The organism is Streptomyces sp. NPDC006265, assembly GCF_040613555.1.
Lineage (GTDB): Bacteria > Actinomycetota > Actinomycetes > Streptomycetales > Streptomycetaceae > Streptomyces.
Map to the genome: position 1 here is coordinate 19544 of NZ_JBEXSH010000007.1, position 19445 is coordinate 38988.

A 19445-nucleotide genomic window follows, 5' to 3' on the forward strand; every position below is an offset into this window, starting at 1 on the left:
CCGGGGTCCCTTCCCCGTATGTGTCCGGTCGCAGCAGGTCACCACGTGTGAGCCCTCCGGGAGCCGGCCCCCGGAGGACCCGACAGGGCTAGCTGCCCAACCCTGCCCGGGGCCCGGGTTGCCAGCTGGGCCAGGGCCAACCCTGATCCTGGCGAGGGTCTGGATGCGCGGGTCAGGTGGTCAGGGCCTGCTCAGTGGCGGGGGGCCGGGGATGAGGGTGCCGACGCCGACCAGCCGCAGCACGCGGAGGACGGATTGTCGGGCGCCGGCGATGCGCACCCGTCCGTCTACGCTGCCGGTCCCGTCCTCGTAGAACTGGGCCTCACCGCCTGCGCCGTGGAATTCGACAGCGACCCGACGCTCCCTGCGGCCCCCGAGGGGTACCTCCCCATCTGGGAGCACCGCAATGCCCACCTTGACGGCCGCACCTGCCGCACCCGGTGTCCGGGCGAAACGCTGCAGGCCGCCCGCAGTGCCGTACGTGCCTGCCGGAGCGGCCCCCAGGACGATCGCCCGGCTGCTGTCGGCCGCCAGGCCCCGGCAGTGGGCGTTTCGACGTCCCGTCCCACGTAGCCTCTCTCCGTGCAGTCCTCCCGTCTTCATCGCGTCGCCGTCCTTGTGCTCGAGGGCGCGAAGCCGCTGGATGTCGGCATTCCCGCGCAGGTGTTCACGACGCGCGCGAGCATGCCGTACGAGGTGCGGGTATGCGGGGCAGCCCCTGGTCTGGTCACCGGCGGCGATGGGCTCGCCTACCACGTCGCCCATGGCCTGGACGCGCTGGCGTGGGCCGACATCGTCTTTGTCCCCGGCTACCGGCACCCGGACCGCGAGAACCCGCCGCGGCCCGTCGTCGACGCGCTGATCGCCGCCCATGCGCGCGGCGCGCGGCTGGCCGCCATCTCCACCGGCGCCTTCGCGCTCGCCGCGACGGGCCTGCTCGACGGCAGGCGCGCCACGACGCACTGGCACTACACGCGAGCCCTCGCGGCCAGACATCCGCTCATCCAGGTCGACGAGAATGTCCTGTTCGTCGATGAGGGCAGCATGCTCACCTCGGCCGGCGCCGCCTCCGGCATCGACCTCTGCCTGCACATCCTGCGCGGCGACCTCGGAGTGGCCGCCTCCAACCACGCCGCCCGCCGTCTGGTCGCGGCCCCCTACCGCAGCGGCGGCCAGGCCCAGTACGTGCCGCGCAGTGTGCCCGAGCCGCTCGGCGAGCGTTTCGGCACCACCCGCGAGTGGGCGCTGCACCGGCTCGGAGAGCCCCTCTCCCTGGACCTGCTGGCGCGGCAGGCCGGGGTCTCGGCGCGCACGTTCTCCCGGCGTTTCGTCGAGGAGACCGGCTACACGCCGATGCAGTGGGTGATGCGCGCCCGCATCGACCGGGCCCGTGAACTGCTGGAACGCTCCGAGCGCAGCGTCGAGCAGATCGCCGCCGACGTCGGGCTCGGTACCGGTGCGAACCTGCGCCTGCACTTCCAGCACATCCTGGGCACCACGCCGAGCGAGTACCGGCGCACCTTCACCCGGGGCGAGTAGCCGTGGCGGGATCCTTTTGAACCATGGCGATCGCGCCACTGTCGGCGGCCTGAGCGGCGGGCGAGCCTGGTGGGGATAAGGAAGGGACATCACTCATGACTCGCATCGCGATCAACGGATTCGGCCGCATCGGGCGCAATGTGCTGCGCGCCCTGCTGGAACGTGACAGCGCCCTCGAGATCGTCGCCGTCAACGACCTCACCGAGCCCGCCACGCTCGCCCGGCTGCTCGCCTACGACTCGACGGCCGGCCGCCTCGGGCGTCCGGTGACCGCCGAGGGGGCTGCCCTCGTCGTCGACGGCCGCCGGATCAAGGTGCTGGCCGAGCGCGAACCGGCGCAGCTGCCCTGGGCCGAACTCGGCGTCGACATCGTCCTGGAAGCCACCGGCCGCTTCACCTCGGCGAAGGCCGCCCGCGCCCACCTCGACGCGGGCGCCCGCAAGGTGCTGGTCAGCGCGCCCTCGGACGGCGCCGACGTCACCCTCGCCTTCGGGGTCAACACCGACGCCTACGACCAGGACCTGCACACGATCGTCTCCAACGCCTCCTGCACCACCAACGCGCTCGCCCCACTGGCGAAGGTGCTCGACGACCTCGCGGGTATCGAACACGGATTCATGACGACCGTGCACGCCTACACGCAGGAACAGAACCTGCAGGACGGTCCGCACCGCGACGCCCGCCGCGCCCGGGCCGCCGGCGTGAACATCGTGCCGACCACGACCGGCGCCGCCAAGGCGATCGGCCTGGTCCTGCCCGGCCTGGACGGCAAGCTGTCGGGCGACTCGATCCGCGTACCGGTGCCGGTGGGCTCGATCGTCGAACTCAACACGACGGTCGCCCGCGACGTGACCCGCGACGACGTGCTCGCCGCTTACCGTGACGCAGCCGGGGGGCCGCTCGCCGGGGTCCTCGAATACTCCGACGACCCGCTGGTCTCCTCCGACATCGTGGGCAATCCCGCCTCGTCCATCTTCGACGCCGCTCTCACCCGCGTCGACGGCCGCCACGTGAAGGTGGTCGCCTGGTACGACAACGAGTGGGGCTTCTCCAACCGCGTGATCGACACGCTGCAGCTCCTCGCCGCCGGCTGACGGGATGCCGTAGCGCGGGCAAGGGTGCGCTTCGAGCATCGTGAGGCCGGTGAACCGGCTGCTCGGGCGCCCTACTGCTTCGGAGACAGAACGGGCCTTGAGGGCGCGATCCCACTCTCAAGGCCCCCGTTCCGGGCCCGGCGGGGCCTCCGCCTGCTGTGACACACGGCACGGATGTGGTTCGGAAACGGTGGAATCCAGGAGAGCGGTCAGAAGGTTGGTATATACATCCGACTGCGAGTCTGCGAGGAACCCGTGAACCACTCCGCCCATGAGCAGCCTGCCGACGTCGTCGCCCGTCTGCGTGCCACCTTCCGCACCGGCCGTACCAAGCCCCTCGAGTGGCGAACGGCCCAACTGCGCCGACTGCGTGACATGCTGACGGAGAACGGCGCTGACTTGGCCGCCGCCCTCCACACCGACCTCGGCAAGAGCGCCACCGAGGCCTACCGCACCGAGATCGACTTCACCGTCCGCGAGATCGACCACACGCTCGATCACCTCGCCGACTGGCTGCGCCCGGAGCCCGCCCCGACCCCGGCCCACCTCGGCGCGGACGTGACGGCTTGGACGCAGTACGACCCCCTCGGCGTCGTCCTCGTCATCGCGCCCTGGAACTACCCGGCCCAGCTCCTGCTCGCCCCGGTCGTCGGCGCCCTGGCCGCGGGCAACGCGGTGGTCGCCAAGCCGAGCGAGCTGTCCCCGGCCACCTCCGCCGCCATGGCCCGGCTGCTGCCGGCGTACCTCGACGCCGACGCGGTCGCCGTGGTTGAGGGCGGCGTTCCCGAGACCACGGCCCTGCTGACGGAGCGTTTCGACCACATCTTCTACACCGGCAACGGCACGGTCGGCCGTATCGTGCTGCGCGCCGCCGCCGAGCACCTCACCCCGGTCACCCTCGAACTCGGCGGCAAATCACCGGCGTTCGTCGACCGTGACACCGACCTGACCGTCGTCGCGGAGCGTCTGGCCCGCGGCAAGTTCCTCAACGCCGGACAGACCTGCGTCGCCCCCGACTACGTCCTGACCGATCCGGAGACCGCGGCGGCGCTGGAGCCGCTGCTCGCGGACGCCGTGAAGGCGCTGTACGGCAGCGACCCGGCCGCCTCCGGCGAGTACGGGCGGATCATCAACGAACGGCACTTCGACCGGCTCACCGGCCTGCTCGACTCCGGCCGCACCGTCGTGGGCGGCACGAGTGACCGGACGGCGAAGTACCTCGCGCCCACCGTCCTGGCCGATGTCGGCCCCGACGCGCCCGTCATGCGGGAGGAGATCTTCGGCCCCATCCTGCCGGTCGTGACGGTCCCCGGCCTCGACGAGGCGATCGACTTCATCAACGACCGGGACAAGCCGCTCGCCCTGTACGTCTTCACCGAGTCCGACGGGACGCGGCGCCGGTTCGCCGGCGAGACCTCCTCGGGCGGCCTGGGCCACGGCCTTCCGCTCGCCCATCTCACCGTCTCCGACCTGCCGTTCGGCGGGGTGGGGGAGAGCGGCATGGGCAATTATCACGGCCGCTACTCCATCGAGACCTTCAGTCACCGCAAGGCGGTCCTGGACAAGCCGCTGCGCTGACGCCCTCGGCCCGATCCGACACGGCCTCGGCTCATCGTCGGCGTGGCGAGCAACAGCACGCTCGGGAACAACCGGTCGGGTCAGCCTTCGGCCGGGGCGCGCAGCGGCTCGCCGACACTCCTGAGGTGGCGCAGCGCCTCCCGGTGCGAGGCGATCAGCCCCGCCCGGTGGTACGGGACGCCCAGCTCCACGCAGTACCGCTCGGTGATGACCTGCGCCCTGGCGAGTCCTGGTGTCGGCATGCTGGGGAAGAGGTGGTGCTCGATCTGGTAGTTGAGCCCGCCCATGAAGGCGTCGATCAGTGTGCCGCCCCGGACATTGCGCGAGGTGAGGACCTGGCGGCGCAGAAAGTCCAGCCGGGTCTCCTCTTCGATCATCGGCATCCCCTTGTGGTTGGGTGCGAACACCGAACCGAGGTAGATGCCGAACAGGCCCTGGTGCACGGCTAGGAAGAGCAGCGCCTTGGCGGGGGAGAGGACTGCGAACAGGCCGCCGAAGTACAACACAAAGTGAGCCACGAGCAGGGTGCACTCCAGCGCTGGCCTTTTCACCGACGGACTTTTCAGAGCGCGGAAGCTGCCGAAGCTCAGATTCAAGCCTTCCAGGGTCAGAAGCGGGAAGAAGAGCGTGGCCTGGTGCTTTCCGACGAAACGCGGCAAACCCCGGGCCTTACGTGCCTGTCGGCGCGACCAGACGAGAATATCCGGCGAGACGTCCGGGTCCTTGCCCTCGTGATTGGGATTCGCATGATGCCGGGTGTGCTTGTTCATCCACCACCCGTAGCTCATGCCCAGCAACAGGTCGGCGACCAGCAGTCCCCCTGCCTCGCTGGGCCGTCGACGGGAGAAGACCTGTCGGTGGGCGAGGTCGTGGGCAGCCAGTCCGAGCTGCCCGAAGACCACGGCCAGAGCCACGGCGACGAACAGCTGTCCCCAGCTGTCCCCCAGGGCGAGAAAGGCGCCGACGCACCCCGAGAGGGCGAGGGCGACCAGTCCGAAGCGGACGGTGTAATGCAAAGGGCGGCGCCGGAGAAGCCCGGCCTCGGCTATACGCCGAGACAATTCAGAGAAGTCACTCCCCCTGGTTTTCTCCTGTTGCTCTCCTTGCGTCGAGGGGTCCACCGGAAGCGCCATGGATTTGGTCATGGGGCTCAGTATCCAGATCATTCTCCGGCGGCAGAATGGCGTTCACCCCCTGGCTGAGGTGGTGGTGGCGCCACCATGTTCCAGGGGGGACACCGCAGCCAGGGCGTCAGACGGTCAGGTGAGCGACCACCGAGCGCATCGCATGGTGCAGGGCCGGCAGCGTCTCCTCCGGAGGGTCGGTGGTTTCGAACCCATGGTGGCCGTTGGGGACGTCGACCAGCTCGAGTCGCGCTGCGCAGCCCTTGGCCGCGGCGACGAACGCATCGACGGTCGCAGCGATCTCGGGCGCCTCTCGCCCGACGCGGAGGAGGACGACGGGCAGCGACCCCGCTTGATCGACCGCCCGGGCGGGGTGGAAGCGGCTGCCGGCCATCCCCCAGGCGGGCAGGGGGGCGAGGACGGGGTAGGAGGCGGCCAGGCAGCGCAGCCAGGCGGGGGGCTTCGCCAGCCAGTCCGTGCTGAGGAGGCCGCCGCCGGAGAAGAACCACAGGGCGATCCGGCCGGCGTCCACCCGGGCGTCGGCCCGCACCAGTTCCACGGCGGCGGCGATGTCCGCGGCGGCGCGGTCGTAGTCCGCGACGTCGTGGAGGCGGTGGTCGAGTGTCGCGCCGACCATGCCCTCGGCGGCGGCCAGGCGGGCATAGCCCACCAGGGTCGGCCACTCACGCGGGCGCGGGCGCGCTCCGGCCGGCACCGGTCCGCCGTGCACGAAGACCACGGCCGGCCGCGGTCCGTCTCCGTCGGGGACGTACAGGTCGACATGCCCTTGGCGGTCGCGAGGCAGCTCGGGCACGTCCAGCGGGAACGGGCGCAGGTGGGCAGGTGCCGGCGCGTCGTCGCCGGCCGGCCGCAGGCGGTGTCCCTCACCGGCCGCGGCCCCCAGCAGGACGTCTGCGAGCGTGTCGGGGCAGGACAGCATCGGCCAGTGCCCGGTGGGAAGTTCGAAGAAGGTGACCCGAGGTTCGGTGAGGGCGGCCAGCGAAGGATCGCCGAAGTCGACGAGCCTCTGCACCAGATCGATGCTCGCCCCGTTCCGGGCGCACAGCACGCCGGTGACGGGAATCCCGGCCACCGCTCCGGTCAGCCGCAGCGGCTGAAGCAGGGTGCCCAGCGGTTGTGGCGCAGCCAGTGCCGTCAGCCGCTCCAGCGCCGCGTCGCCGACGCCGGCGGTACTGCCCCAGCGTCCCCACTCGCCATGGGCCGGTGGCGGCAGCACGCCCTCGCGCTCACCTGCCCCGGCGCGTTCGGCCAGCTGCGCGCGCAGCGCCTGGTCCGGTACGGCCGCCAGCGCCGGAACACCGCTCTGCGGCATCCCGCAGTCCAGGTACACGACGCGTGCGATGCGCTCTGCCCGGCGGTCAGCGGCGCCGAGCACCGGGTGGATCCCGTAGTCGTGACCGACGAGCACGATCTCCCGCCCGGACGTCACGTCCACCGCGTCGATCGCCGCGATCACGTCCTCGATGTGCGTCTCCAGGCCGACCTGCGCCGGCGGGGCGGGCCGCGCCGGGTCGACGCCCGTCAGCGGGACCGCGTGCGCCGCGCTGCCCGCCGCGACCAGCCGCGCGGCCGTCTCCTGCCAGACATGGGCCCCTGTGAACACACCCGCCACCATGATGAACACCTGCACCAAGCCCTCCCCGGACTCCTCACATGACGCCGCGCCGGTCGCGTACGCCATCGTCCGCGGGGCACGGCGTCTGCCTTGCCCCGCGCACCGGTACCGTAGGAACTCCCCTTGAGGGAGGTTCAACTGTCCACGTCGCACGAACTGTTGTGGAGCATCGGGGAACTCGCCGAGCGCGCCGGTGCCACCGTGAAGACCGTCCGCTTCTACTCCGACCAAGGGCTGCTCCCCGAAGCCGCCCGCAGCAGTGGCGGACACCGCCGCTACGGCCCCCAGGCACTGGAACGACTGCAGCTGATCCGCTCCCTGCGCACCCTTGACCTGCCCCTGCCCGAGATTCGCCGCATCCTCGAGGACCAAGACGCAGCCGGCCGCGCACTGGAGAACGCCGTCGACAGCCGCCTGCGTGAGCTGGGCAGTGAGCTGAAGGCCCTGCGCTGGCGGGAAGCGGCACTCCAACTGGTGCGGGACTGCCCGCCGGCCCAGCGCGCCGGCCGGCTGCGGCTGATCGGCGCACTCAACACCCCGCCGAGCACCGCACCACTGGCCAGGTTCTGGCGCACCTGGCTGCCACCACGGATGCCGCGCCTGGCAACCGCGGCATTCCTGGAGGCGGCCGTTCCCCAGCCGCCCGAGGAACCGCACCCGGCCCAGGCGCTGGCCTTCGCCCGGCTGCACGCGATGACGACGGCTCCCTGCCCAGGCGGCCGGCAGCCCCAACCGGACGTGCACCGAGCAGCAGGCGCCGGCGGGGCCGCCCTGCTGTACGCGGGCCTCGTCGAGGCATTCGAACTCGCGGCCCCACACTTGCGCAGGGCACACGACCCGCATCCGGGCGAGGCGCTGGACGCCTACGTCGCGGCATACGCGGGCGCCTACCGCAGCCGCGACACCCAGGAGTTCCGCCGCCTGCTCGCCGCCCGGCTGTCGGCCGATCCGCGCCTGGACCGCTACTGGGAGCTCACGGGCATCGTCCTGACTCCGCCGGACAGCAGCCCGCAGCCGACCCCCGGCTCCGCGGACGACTGGCTGCGCAGGGCACTGCAACGGGACAATGCCCAAGCAGGGTGACGGGCGGATCCGCCAGGTCGCGGCGCGGAAGACGTCGAGGAGGTCGGGGATGCCGCAGGCTACCCCCCGTGCGTCTTCGCTCCGGGAACCGCACACGCCGCCGTCCCTCCGGGCAGTCGCCCGCGGTTGTCCGCCACCAGACGGTAAACGGCACGGGCGGCCCAGCGCAGGGGCGGCAGGCTGAGGACCGCTCCCACGACCGACCACCCGCCGCCCGCCCTCAGCAAGATCTTCGCCACTGCCTGCGCACCGCCGTACACCTGCCCGGTGGGCGTCACCCACAGAACCTCGTGGCGAGCCCGCTCCGCGGTGACGCCGAGCGATGCGAGATCCGCGTGCTGCCAAGCCACGACCTCGCACCGGGGCCGCACCAGACGCCGGACGACGCCCACCGACGTGGTGCAGAAGCCGCAGTCCCCGTCGAAGATCAGCACTGGTCGCGTTCTCACCCCTCCATCGTGCCGCACCCCCGGCCGATCCGGCCCACGGAGCGCCGGCGGAGGTGATCGGGATGGCAGGGAGGAGAGCCGGTAATGGAACTGATCACGGGTGGGCAACACTTGATCCAGGGAAGCCTTCTTGGGGTGGGCCAGGGGAGAGGTGGTGAGGACGAGTGAGCGAGCAAGGTGGCCGCGACTGGGTGTGCATGACCCCGGGCGACTTCGACCGTGACGCGTCGCCCCGCCCGGAGGTGGACGGAAGGATCCCCGCCGAGCCGGACGAGTGCGGTACGGCTCCCCTCTTCGGCGACGAACCGGATCCGGCAAGAACCGGCAGGCTCACTTCACACCCTGGCCAACGCGGCTGTCAGGGGCGGCTGTTCTGAACCGCCCCACGGTCCGCAGGCCGTCTGGCTGCCGGTGTTGTCCGGGCGGCGACCGGGAGCCCCCGGGTCAGCCGGCCCCGTCTGTACTCATCGTCGCTTCAACGGACGTGCCCGCGGTGGAAGGCCGCCGTACGACCGGGTGGCTCACCTCGTATGACATCTCGGTCGTTCCCTGCTGGGGTGGCGGGTGGTAACACCCGGCGTATACAGAGAGGTTGACGATGAGGTAGGCGCACCCGGTGCGGTCCACACCTCGTCCGTCGGCGAAGACCCGCCTGCCGTTGAGTCACCAGTTCACCGATCGGGGGCCGAACACCGTGCGGAGGTCCACCCGTGCGCCCGGTCGGACCGCCTCGTCGTGGTGGTAACGGTTCGCGCGGCGCACATGGTTGGTGAGTTCGGGGAGGTCCCGAATCCCTCCTGGCTCCCCTCGGTGGTGAGCAGCCCGGTGCTCCACCGGCCGTCCGGTCGTCGCCTTGCGCGGAATACGCCTGACCGGCTGTATGCGCCGTCGGGCACCAAGTAGTCGAGCTTGTCATCGCGCGGATTGACCGGGCCACAGCCGGGATAGGCCCAGGAACGGCCCGCGACCCATTGGGTGGTGGAGGTGAAGTCGGCCGTGAAGACGACCGAGGTGGAAGGCGGTGACAAGACCGAGTCCTACGGGGTGAGGCGGCGCCCGGCCACGGAAGCACCGCGAAAACCCGTTGCCCGACGACGGCGACCGTTGCTGATCTCTCGCAGACCGTGCGACAGAACGAGGAGGTGGTACCTGTGAACGCAATTTCGACATGGGTGCTCCCCTCCGGGGTCACGGTCGGGCGATAGGCCGTCCGGGAGCGCCACTCTGCGCCCTCCCGAAAGGCACGACCGTGCTATTCACTTCTGAACAGCGTTTTGACGACGGCGTCCTCGAGCGCGAATTCACCCTCGGTGAGATCCCCGGCACCCTGTGGACGCCCGGAATCGCACCGGCCCCACTGGTCCTGATGGCCCACAACAACGGCCTGCCCAAGGCCGACCCCCGGCTGGTGGCCCGGGCCCGGTACACCGCAGCGCGCGGCTACGCGGTGGCCACCATCGATGCAGCCGGGTGCGGTGACCGCCCCCGGTCCGCCGCCGACGAGCGGGCCCGTGCCGACCTCCGGCGGGCCATGCAGGTCGGCGAGCCGGTCGACGAGATCTTCGAATCCTTCATCGGCCCGATGGTCGAAAAGGCGGCCCCGGAATGGCAGATGACCTTGGACGCCCTTCTTGAGCTGCCCGAGATCGGAGGCCCGGTCGGGTACTCCGGGGGGTGGACCGCCCTCGGTATCCGGCTGGCAGTGGTCGAGCCGCGCATCGCGGCCGCAGGCTTCTTCGCCGGCGGCTTCGTATTCCGTGCCCAGCGGGAGGAGGCCCGGCAGGTCACCATCCCGCTGCTGTTTCTCCTGCAGTGGGACGACGAAGGAAATCCCCGCCAACGGGCCCTGGACCTGTTCGACGCCTTCAGCAGCAAGGAGAAGACGCTGCACGCCAACTTGGGAGGGCACACCGGCACCCCGTGGTTCGAGCTGGAGGACGGGTGCCGGTTCTTGGACCGACACCTGAAGTGAGGCCGGGCCTTCCGGCGGGCAGCAGCCGGTAGCTCGTGTCGGCCAGGATGCCGCCATCGAAGACGGTCACGGCCCTCCTCGATGGCGGCGGGTCCGGCGGCCACGCCTCGGAGACACTTCTCGTCGCAAGATCGGGACGGTGAATGAAGGGACCAAGGTCACAAAAGCATATCGGGCATTTACGGCTTCGATCTTCACGTAAGGCACACAAGTTGGTTAAGTTGACCACTGTCTGCGCGAGTTCCACCGTTCGACGGGCGGTCTCGCGCACTCTCGGATGAAAGGAGCGCCTCTCCATGGCGTCGGAACGAACCTCGCGCCCCGGAAGAACCGGCTCCACGGACAAGGCCAACTCCCTTGCCCCGCAGGCCCTCACCGCCGAGGCCCGGCTCTCACGGTCTGCTGGTGCTCCCGTTGGCGACTGAGAGCGAGGCGCCGAGCCCTGACGAGGTCCGGCGGTACGTCGACAGCCTCTACGACAGGGCCGAGAGCGACACGGGCAGGTTCAACGCCACCCGCGCCGCCGCGATCCCGCGCCAGCGGGGCACGGCACCCCGCGACCGTTCCCGGGAGGATACGGAGCCCGCGTTCGGATCCCTTGCCCGGCAGTGGTTCGACGCTGCCCGTGCCAAGCTGGGCCCGACGGTGCCGGCGTCGCTGCCGGACAGGAGGTTGCCTGCCCGTCCCGACCGCGCACCCCGGGCATCGCGCCCCGAGCGCCCTGCGGATCGACCCGCGGAGCCCCTCGCCCTCGAAGCGCCCAAGGCGGCCACCCGTGTGGTGTGGGACGGGACCGGCGGGTCGGCTCAGGCACCGACAACTGCAGCCCTCCCGCAGCTGTCCGGCCGGCCCGCCGCACCGGCAGCGGTGAGCGATCCCGGGCAGGACGAGAGCCGTTGGCGTGCCGATGCGCACCCGGCCCAGGGTGGCGACGTGGCGGCATGGCCGCTGTACGAGCCCGAACCCGCTCCCGCCCCGGAGTCCGTCCCGGCTCCCGCCCCTCAGCTCGCTGCGGCGCCGGCCACCGGTCCAGACCCCACCACGGCTTATGGCGCCGCCCTGCCGGACATCACTGTCCCTGCCGTGCCGGCCCCTGCTCCGGCGCTGCCCGTCGAGTTGAGCACCACAGTGGCGCCCGCTGCGCCGACTGCGGCTCCCGCCCCGGTGCCACCGGTCGTCTCCGCAGCACGCGAATCGACCTACACCACCGTCGCATCAGCCGCCTACGGTGGATCCTGGCTGTCGTCCGATGCCGGCCACAAGTCCCAGGCAGAGCGGGTGATCGCCTTCGCCCGAGCGCAGATCGGTCGGCCCTGCGTATGGGGCGCGGTCGGGCCGGGATCGTACGACGCCCCCGGTCTCACGCAGGCCGCCTGGAAGGCCGCGGGCGTCACGCTTCCCCGGACCGCCGAGGCACAGTGGAGAGCGGGGATGCAGGTCTCGCTCGCTGACGTCCAGCTCGGAGACCTGGTCTTCTTCCACGACGACCTCCGCAACGTCGGCATCTGCAGCGGTGACGGCACGATGATTCACGCACCAGGACCGGGCGCGCGCATCCAAGAGGAGTCGGTGTTCTTCGCGGGCCGGTCGGCGATCAAGGGTGTGATCCGCCCGGCCTGACGCAGGCCCGGCCTCCGCGATGATCTGCCGTACGTCTTGGACCAGGGCAGGACCGGTGCGCCCCAGGCGACGACAGGGCCGAGGGCTACGATGACTCGCCCCTGCGCACCCATCCCTCCGTGCCACTCGGCGACCGCGCCGACCAGGAGTGGATCATCCGCGCCGACAACCACGCCGTCGCCGACGTCCTTCGTCGCAGCTGCCGCCAGGCGGGATTCGAGCCGCGGATCGCCTACTCCTCGCACGACTACCAGGAGGCGCAGGCCATGGTCGCCGCCGGTCTCGGTATCGCCCTCGCCCCCGTCCGGCCCTCACCAACCGGCGCAGCGACGTACGCCTCCTGCCCTTCGCTTCCGACATCCCGGCCCCCACCCGCCGCATCCTTCTCGCCCGCGCCACAGCCCGCCCCGCCACCCCACCCGCCCAGGCGATGGATCGCGTCCTACGCGCGGTGGCACAACGGTTCACCGCCCCCGGCCTGCACGGGGCCCAGCTCGGGGCGGTTCGCCGCGGCTGACGACGCGTACCGCTGAGCCCCCGCTGTGAGCCGGAGTGGCGGGCAATGCCAGTCGGCGGTGCCTCATGGGGTACTCGGCATGACAAGCTGTGCTCTCCAACGCCGAGCCCAGGAGGTCACCATGGCCGAAGAGTCTCCGTCGCCAGAAGTTTCGGAGCCGGCTGACGCCGAGAGCCGTGCCCTCACGCCCGACGCTGACGGCCAATACGATCTGAAGCGCAAATTCCGGGAGGCTTTGGCCCGCAAGCGCGGTATGCAGGCGGATGCCGCCGACCCGGCTGCCAACCCTCACGCGTCAAAGATCCGCGGCGCGCACGGCCCGGCTGCCAACCAGCGGTCGTTCCGGCGCAAGAGCGGCGGCTGAGCCGAGAACGGCTGCTGGACGAGACTCGGCGGGACACGGCCCGGCAACCATGCCGAGAGGCGGGCTGTGCCCTGCCGGGTGACGAGGGAGGGCCCGCTGGGGCGGTACATCAACCGCCGGACACACCTGGCGTCCCTTTGGACGTTGCGACCTGCCCGGGGCGTGACACCGCGGGAGAACCACGCCCGGTCCGGCCGGCGTCCCTGACGGAACGGACCCGGACGTACAGAAGGCGCTCCCTCCATGCCCACACAGATCGACCGCACGGCGCCACCGATGGGCGGGAGTCCCCCACGCGGCGTCACCGCCACCACGTTCGCCATCCTGCGACGGCATGGTGGCGCCGTGGCGGGCGTGACAGCGCGCGTCGTCAGCCTGTGCGGACTGGTCGCGCTGCTGATGACGGCCACGATATTCGCGCTCGCCTGGCCGGTCTTCACCCACATGCGGAACCAACGCATCTGGTATCACCACGTCGAGGACCCTTACCTTCACGATTACACCGACCTGGCGCTGGTCGCCCTCGGCACGCTCCCGCTCTTCTTGCTCCTGCTCGGCACCGGCAGCGCAGCCCTGCAGACTGTGTGCTCCCGGGCGGTCGCAGCGGGGACTCAAGGGCACTCGCAAGGGGACGAGTCGCGTGTCGCGGATAGCGCGCGACTCCGACCGGTGCTCGCCGTGTACGCGCTGCGCGGCCTGATCGTATGGCCCCTGCCGGTGCTCGCCACCGTCGTGGCGGACCGTCTCACCGGCTACCAGCTCGACACCCCCGAGCCCCTGGAACGCGGCTCGTGGCCCCACACACTCGTCGAGGCGTCTCCTGCGGCCGCTGTGTCGATTGCCGTGCTGCTTCGTCTGGCCCTCGCTTTGGCCCCGGCGGCGGCAGCCGCCGGCCTCGGCCCGCGCGTGGCCCTGCGCCGTTCCTGGTCACTGACCTGGACGCGCTCCGGATTCGCCCGCGTCCTCGCCCTCGCGCTGCCGCTGGCCGCGCTCACCGCCGGGACGGTACGGCTGGTGACAGAGCTGTCTCTGCCGCTGCGCCCCCTGGTACGAGCCCATCTCGAACAGGCAACGGGCAACTTCTTCGCCGCGTACTACGCCGGTATCCTCACGCCCGTCCTCGTCGGCGTCCTGGTCGCCGCGGCCGTAACCCTTCCCCTCACGTTCACGGCCTTCGCGGCCCTCCACGACCACCTGGGGTCGCCCCGTACCCGTCCCATGTGTGCTGAGGACGCTCCAGGAGATCGTGGCGGTTCATGAGTTGCTGAGGACCGCACCCTGGTTGGTCGGAGTGCGGTCCTCGAACGGTGGGGGCGGGGCAGGCGGCCCGTCAGCTCCCGGACGGGGTGCCGGAGGTGCGGGAACCGGAGCCGCCGGGCTTCGGCGGTGCCCATGTGGGCTTGGCCGTCGCCTCGGCCGGGTCTGGCTCGGCGAGGGTGAGTCCCCAGGAGTCGCCCTCGCCGATGCGGGCCTCGATCTCCTTGATCTGGCCGCTCTTGGCGAAGTACAGGAGCACGACCTGCCGGACGGAACCCTCGTCGTAGAAGTCCGCGGTCACGTCTTCCTTGGCGGCGGCGCCGAAGGCCTTGACCCGGCGAGCAGCGTACGCCGCAGCCGAGCGGTGCGTCTTCTGGTCATGGTTCCCTCGTCCTCCGGTGCTGTGAGCGGGGAGCAGCGGCACGGCGCGTCCGCGAGGTCCGGGCCGGGGCCGCCACGTGAGGGGCGCGTGCTCCGCCCGCGCTGTGAGAGGAACGGACCGGTTACGCGGTTGTCCGAAGGACGGAAAGGGGGTGGAGGGTTGGCCGAATGCCGTCGTGGTGACGGGATCCGGCCGTCGGTACGGGTACTCCTCCCTCGAGGGCGGTTCTTCAGGTGTGGCAGTCCCGTATCTGCCATCCCCGCATGCGGGAGTGCCGCCGCATCTCCTTAGGAGCGCGTGTTCCTGACTCCGCTTGCTCCGCGTGGAGTTCGAAGAGGAAGCGCATGCGTGGGCCGGAACGAGAGAGGGCCGGCAACGTCCCCGGAGTCCTCGTGGGAGCGAGTGCGTTCACCTGGCAATTCGAGGGCAAGGGGCCCTGTCGGATGCTCAGCTCGGCCACGACTCGGTCTCGGTCTGGTGACTCGTGATGCAGCGCACGGCGTCACGTACGAGCGTGTGACCATGCGCTTCGAGCGGAGTGCGCGTGTACCGCGTTTGCCGGAGAACGATGGCCGCCCCGGGAAGCCTTTGAACGTGGGAGGCGACGGGTTTGCAGGTGGCTGCATAAGCCTGATCGTGCTGCTCATCGAAATCCCGGTCGCTCTTCTGCTGGGGCTGACGTCGGCCATCCGTGGGTGGGGCAGTGCGGACGAGCAGACAGTGGCATCCGCGATGGACTGGGTTCCGATCCTCTGGTTCGGCGGGTTCACGTTGGGCGTGCTCGTGATCGCCGTGATCTTCCTGTGCTCGGCACATCCGTTCGCAGGTGCGGCCCAACTGCTCTTGGCAGCCGTTGCGCTGTTCTTCACGATCGCTGCTTGGCACGACGAGTACGAGCGTGCCCACCCGTCTCCGTCACCCACTGGGGTCGGGATGTCCCATGCTCCTTCGCACCAGGGGTACGACGGGTGTCCGCCGCAGATCGCAGCCGCTGCCGTCGCGGGCCCGGTCGGGGTCGTGCCGTCGGTCAGGCGAGTGTGGGCCGTGTCGGCTCGGGGGTGGGTTCGAGGCGGACGATGATGCCCTTCGATGTGGGCTGGTTGCTGATGTCGGCGACGCTGTCCAGCGGCACCAGGACGTTCGTCTCCGGATAGTAGGCGGCGGCCGAGCCCTTGGCGGCCGGATAGGGCACGACCTGGAAGTTCTCGGCCCGGCGCTCGGTGCCGTCCGACCAGACGCTCACCAGGTCGACGTGATCGCCCTGGGCGAGGCCGAGTTCGGTCAGGTCGGCCGGGTTGACGAGCACGACGTGGCGGCTGCCGTGGATGCCGCGGTAGCGGTCGTTCTCGCTGTAGGGAACGGTGTTCCACTGGTCGTGCGAGCGCAGCGTCTGCAGCAGCAGGTGACCCTCGGGGGCCCGGGGGACCACGTGCTCGTTGCAGGTGAACAGGGCTTTGCCGGCCTTGTTGTTGAAGACGCCCTCGTTGACCGGGTTGGGCAGTTGGAAACCGCCGGGGCGGGTGACCCGTGCGTTGAAGTCGTGGAATCCCGGCACGATGCGGGAGATGCGGTCGCGGATGGTGCCGTAGTCACCCTCGAACTCGTCCCAGGGGATGTCCGCCTTGCCGTCCAGGGTGCGGCGGGCGAGCCGGCACAGGATGGCGACTTCGCTGAGCAGCAGCGGGGAGGCCGGCTCCAGGCGGCCCCGGGAGGTGTGCACCTCGCTCATGGAGTTCTCGACGGTGACGAACTGCTCGCCGTCGGCCTGCACGTCACGCTCGGTGCGTCCCAGGGTCGGCAGGATCAGGGCGGTGTCGCCGCAGACGGTGTGCGAGCGATTGAGCTTGGTGGAGATGTGGGCGGTAAGCCGGCACGAGCGCATCGCCTCCTCGGTGACTTCGCTGTCGGGTGCGGCGCGGACGAAGTTGCCGGCCAGGGCGAGGAAGACCTTGACGCGGCCCTCCCGCATCGCCTTGATGGAGTTCACCGAGTCCAGGCCGTGCGGGCGCGGCGGGTCGAAGCCGAACTCCTTCTGCAGGGCGTCGAGGAAGGTGTCCGGCATCTGCTCCCAGATGCCCATGGTGCGATCGCCCTGGACGTTGCTGTGGCCGCGCACCGGGCAGGCGCCGGTGCCGGCGCGCCCCAGGTTGCCGCGCAGCATCAGGAAGTTGACGATCTCCCGGACGGTGGGCACGCCGTGTTTGTGCTGGGTGATGCCCATCGCCCAGCAGACGATGACGCGCTCGCTCGTCAGGACCTCGTCTCGGACCTTCTCGATCTCCTCGCGGGTCAGTCCGGTCGCCGCGCGCACGTCGTCCCAGTCGACGGTGCGGGCGTGCTGGGCGAACTCCTCGAAGCCGGTGGTGTGGGCGTCGATGAAGTCGTGGTCCAGGACGGTGCCGGGCCGGGCGTCCTCCGCCTCCAGCAGAAGGCGGTTGAGGGCCTGGAACAGGGCGAGGTCGCCGCCGGGTTTGATGTGCAGGAAGCGGTCGGCGATCTGGGTGCCGCGTCCGACGATCCCGCTCGGCTTCTGCGGGTTCTTGAAGCGCCGCAGCCCGGCCTCCGGCAGCGGGTTGACCGCCACGATCCGGCCGCCGTTGCGCTTGGCCTCCTCCAGGGCGGAGAGCTGGCGCGGGTGGTTGCTGCCCGGGTTCTGACCCACCAGGAAGATCAGGTCGGCGTGGTGAAGGTCGTCGAGGCTGACGGTGCCCTTGCCGGTGCCCAGGGTCTCGCTCAAGGCGAAGCGCCAAGGCGATCCAGCTCGCCGTCGAGTACGACCCCCAACCGCCCTTCGACGCAGACAATGCCGCGGAAGCGAGTTTCGAACTGAAGGAGAAGGCCGTGCAGCTGCTCGCCGCCTCTCAGGTCTGGTCGCCACGTGCTGTGCCATCAAGCCAAGTTGCGTCGGCTGCCTTCCGGGATCGTTGCCTCGCCCATATCCTCGTGCGGCCGATGTTACCGACGGTAAGGGATGGCGATGAGCGGCACCACGCGCAGAGGGTTCCTGGGCACTGCCGCGGCCGCCGGCGGCGGAGCAGCCCTCGGAACCCCGGAACGGGCTTCCGCCGAGAACAGCTCCACACCGCAGACGGCGGCGATCCTGGGCGGTGGCGTCGCCGGGCTCACGGCCGCCCATGAACTCGCCGAGCGCGGCTTCGGGGTCACGGTCTACGAACGCAAGGCACTGGGCGGCAAGGCCCGCAGCATGGACGTACCGGACAGCGGCACGGGCGGCCGACGCCCCCTGCCGGGCGAGCACGGCTTCCGCTTCATCCCCGGCATCTACCACAACCTGCCCGACACGATGCGGCGCATCCCGTTCCCCGGCAACCCGGGCGGCGTTCACGACAACCTCGTCGCCCCGAAGGAGATGCTGTTCGCCAGGTCGGGTGGCCGCGAGGACATCCGGATCCCGCTGCCCTGGCCCGACAGCACCCCGGCCGAACTCACCCCCGACGAAATCCGCCGCGCCCTCACCGCAGTTCTGGACACGGCCTTCAACCTCCCCCTCCACGAGGCCCTCTACTTCGCCAACCGCTTCCTGGTCTTCCTCACCAGCTGCGACCAGCGCCGCGACAACATATGGGAGCGGACGCCCTGGTGGGACTTCGTGCGGGCCGGACGGATGTCCTACGACTACCAGCGTGTTCTTGCCATCGGCATCACCCGCAACATCGTGGCCACCAAGGCGGAGGAGGCCAGCACCCGCACGGTCGGCACCTTGCTGGAGGCCTTCGCCTTCAACCTCCTCGGACTGGGCGCGGACGGGCCACTGGACCGGATCCTCAACGCGCCCACCAACGAGGCATGGATCGATCCCTGGGTGACCCACCTGGAGTCACTCGGGGTCGAGTTCCGCGTCGGCTGGACCGTACGGGACCTGCCCCTGGACGCGGGCGCGATCGCCGGAGCCGTCGTGGAGGACCCCTCAGGCGTGCGCCGGACCGTCACCGCCGACCACTACATTTCCGCGATGCCCGTCGAGCACGCTCGCCGCACATGGAACTCCGCCGTCCGCGCAGCCGACCCCAAACTGGCCGAGTGCGACCGGCTGGAGACGGACTGGATGACGGGCATTCAGTTCTACCTGACCGAACGCATGCCGATCGTGCACGGCCACCTCGACCTCATCGACTCCCCGTGGTCACTCACAGCGATCGCCCAAGCCCAGCACTGGCCCGGCCGCCACTTCCCGGCCGACTACGGCGACGGCACGGTCGCGGACTGCCTGTCCGTGGACGTCTCCGAGTGGGACCGCCCGGGCATCCTGTACGGCAAGACGGCCAAGCAATGCACCCGTACCGAAGTCGCACGCGAAGTGTGGGCGCAGTTGAAGGCGTCGCTCAACGACAGCGGCCGCACGGTCCTGAAGGACTCCGTGCTGCACTCGTGGTTCCTCGACCCCGCTGTCGACGGCCTCGGCACACCGCATCCCGTCAACGACGAACAACTGCTCATCCACCCGGTGGGCACCTTCCACCACCGCCCGCGGTCGGCCACGAAGATCCCCAACCTCTTCCTGGCCGGCGACTACGTGGCCGTGCCCATCGATCTGGCCACCATGGAGGGCGCCAACTCCTCGGCCCGGCAGGCCGTCAACGCCCTGTTGGACCGATCCGGATCCACCGCACAACGCTGCACCGTGACCCCCCTGTACCGAGCCAACGAACTGGAGCCCTTCAGACGCCACGACCGCACCCGCTACCTCCTCGGACTGCCGAATGCCTTCGACGTCGGCTGAGCGCCGTTGCCGGAAGGAGCCACGGCTGTACTGCACCAGCCGGACGCCCTGGCCGTAGGAGCCGCGGTGAGCGTGGAGAACACGCTGAC

The 19445-nt window shown here is 70.5% G+C and carries 15 protein-coding genes and 2 pseudogenes; 12 read left to right on the forward strand and 5 right to left on the reverse strand.

The annotated features are described in order from the left end of the window. Positions 1–582 precede the first annotated feature (582 nt). The 3 genes from ABZ281_RS01650 (at position 583) to ABZ281_RS01660 (ending at position 4211) form a co-directional block, all read left to right on the forward strand. A complete protein-coding gene (locus ABZ281_RS01650) occupies positions 583–1539 on the forward strand; it encodes a helix-turn-helix domain-containing protein (RefSeq protein WP_356650993.1) in 957 nt (318 codons plus the stop codon). Between the two features lie 95 nt (positions 1540–1634). Next, positions 1635–2633, forward strand: coding sequence for a type I glyceraldehyde-3-phosphate dehydrogenase (gene gap, locus ABZ281_RS01655; protein ID WP_356650995.1), 999 nt, complete (start codon positions 1635–1637; stop codon positions 2631–2633). 255 nt (positions 2634–2888) lie between these two features. Then, entirely contained in the window at positions 2889–4211 is a 1323-nt protein-coding gene (locus ABZ281_RS01660) for an aldehyde dehydrogenase family protein (protein WP_356650997.1), read from the forward strand. Positions 4212–4291: 80 nt separating this feature from the next. Here the strand turns inward: ABZ281_RS01660 and ABZ281_RS01665 are convergent, their stop codons facing one another. Further along, positions 4292–5344 (reverse strand): acyl-CoA desaturase, encoded by a 1053-nt coding sequence (locus tag ABZ281_RS01665; RefSeq protein ID WP_356651019.1) that lies wholly within the window; start codon positions 5342–5344, stop codon positions 4292–4294. A gap of 118 nt (positions 5345–5462) precedes the next feature. Continuing rightward, complete coding sequence (locus tag ABZ281_RS01670; RefSeq protein WP_356650999.1) at positions 5463–6986, reverse strand: alpha/beta hydrolase; 1524 nt, start codon at positions 6984–6986, stop codon at positions 5463–5465. A 123-nt stretch (positions 6987–7109) separates the two neighbouring features. Between ABZ281_RS01670 and ABZ281_RS01675 the strand changes: the two genes are divergently transcribed. Beyond that, complete coding sequence (locus ABZ281_RS01675) at positions 7110–8054, forward strand: MerR family transcriptional regulator (RefSeq protein ID WP_356651021.1); 945 nt, start codon at positions 7110–7112, stop codon at positions 8052–8054. 59 nt (positions 8055–8113) lie between these two features. On the opposite strand, the gene ABZ281_RS01680 is transcribed toward ABZ281_RS01675, so the two are convergent. Further along, entirely contained in the window at positions 8114–8503 is a 390-nt protein-coding gene (locus ABZ281_RS01680) for a DUF393 domain-containing protein (RefSeq protein ID WP_356651001.1), read from the reverse strand. Between the two features lie 164 nt (positions 8504–8667). On the opposite strand from ABZ281_RS01680, the gene ABZ281_RS01685 reads away from it, so the two are divergent. The 6 genes and pseudogenes from ABZ281_RS01685 (at position 8668) to ABZ281_RS01710 (ending at position 14236) form a co-directional block, all read left to right on the forward strand. Beyond that, a complete protein-coding gene (locus ABZ281_RS01685) occupies positions 8668–8880 on the forward strand; it encodes a hypothetical protein (RefSeq protein WP_356651003.1) in 213 nt (70 codons plus the stop codon). Between the two features lie 872 nt (positions 8881–9752). Continuing rightward, entirely contained in the window at positions 9753–10475 is a 723-nt protein-coding gene (locus ABZ281_RS01690; protein ID WP_356651005.1) for an alpha/beta hydrolase, read from the forward strand. 414 nt (positions 10476–10889) lie between these two features. Beyond that, on the forward strand, positions 10890–12095 hold the full coding sequence (locus ABZ281_RS01695; protein ID WP_356651007.1) for an NlpC/P60 family protein: 1206 nt from the start codon (positions 10890–10892) through the stop codon (positions 12093–12095). 92 nt (positions 12096–12187) lie between these two features. Then, positions 12188–12612: pseudogene (locus ABZ281_RS01700) on the forward strand (LysR substrate-binding domain-containing protein); the annotation flags it as partial. Positions 12613–12733: 121 nt separating this feature from the next. After that, positions 12734–12976 carry a DUF5302 domain-containing protein gene (locus tag ABZ281_RS01705; protein ID WP_356651009.1) on the forward strand — a complete coding sequence of 81 codons (243 nt, stop codon included), beginning with the start codon at positions 12734–12736 and terminating at the stop codon, positions 12974–12976. Positions 12977–13219: 243 nt separating this feature from the next. Further along, complete coding sequence (locus ABZ281_RS01710; RefSeq protein WP_356651011.1) at positions 13220–14236, forward strand: hypothetical protein; 1017 nt, start codon at positions 13220–13222, stop codon at positions 14234–14236. Positions 14237–14306: 70 nt separating this feature from the next. On the opposite strand, the gene ABZ281_RS01715 is transcribed toward ABZ281_RS01710, so the two are convergent. Then, on the reverse strand, positions 14307–14657 hold the full coding sequence (locus ABZ281_RS01715; protein WP_356651013.1) for a hypothetical protein: 351 nt from the start codon (positions 14655–14657) through the stop codon (positions 14307–14309). A gap of 480 nt (positions 14658–15137) precedes the next feature. Here ABZ281_RS01715 and ABZ281_RS01720 point away from each other — a divergent pair, with 480 nt between their 5' ends. Beyond that, on the forward strand, positions 15138–15695 hold the full coding sequence (locus tag ABZ281_RS01720) for a DUF6234 family protein (protein WP_356651023.1): 558 nt from the start codon (positions 15138–15140) through the stop codon (positions 15693–15695). Here ABZ281_RS01720 and ABZ281_RS01725 read toward each other — a convergent pair. Then, positions 15643–17358 (reverse strand): annotated as a pseudogene (locus ABZ281_RS01725) (FdhF/YdeP family oxidoreductase); the annotation flags it as partial. The gene ABZ281_RS01720 and the pseudogene ABZ281_RS01725 sit on opposite strands and share 53 nt — an antisense overlap. A 234-nt stretch (positions 17359–17592) precedes the next feature. Between ABZ281_RS01725 and ABZ281_RS01730 the strand changes: the two are divergent. Then, positions 17593–19356, forward strand: a complete 1764-nt coding sequence (locus ABZ281_RS01730; RefSeq protein ID WP_356651015.1) for an FAD-dependent oxidoreductase — start codon at positions 17593–17595, stop codon at positions 19354–19356. The last annotated feature ends 89 nt before the right edge of the window (positions 19357–19445 follow it).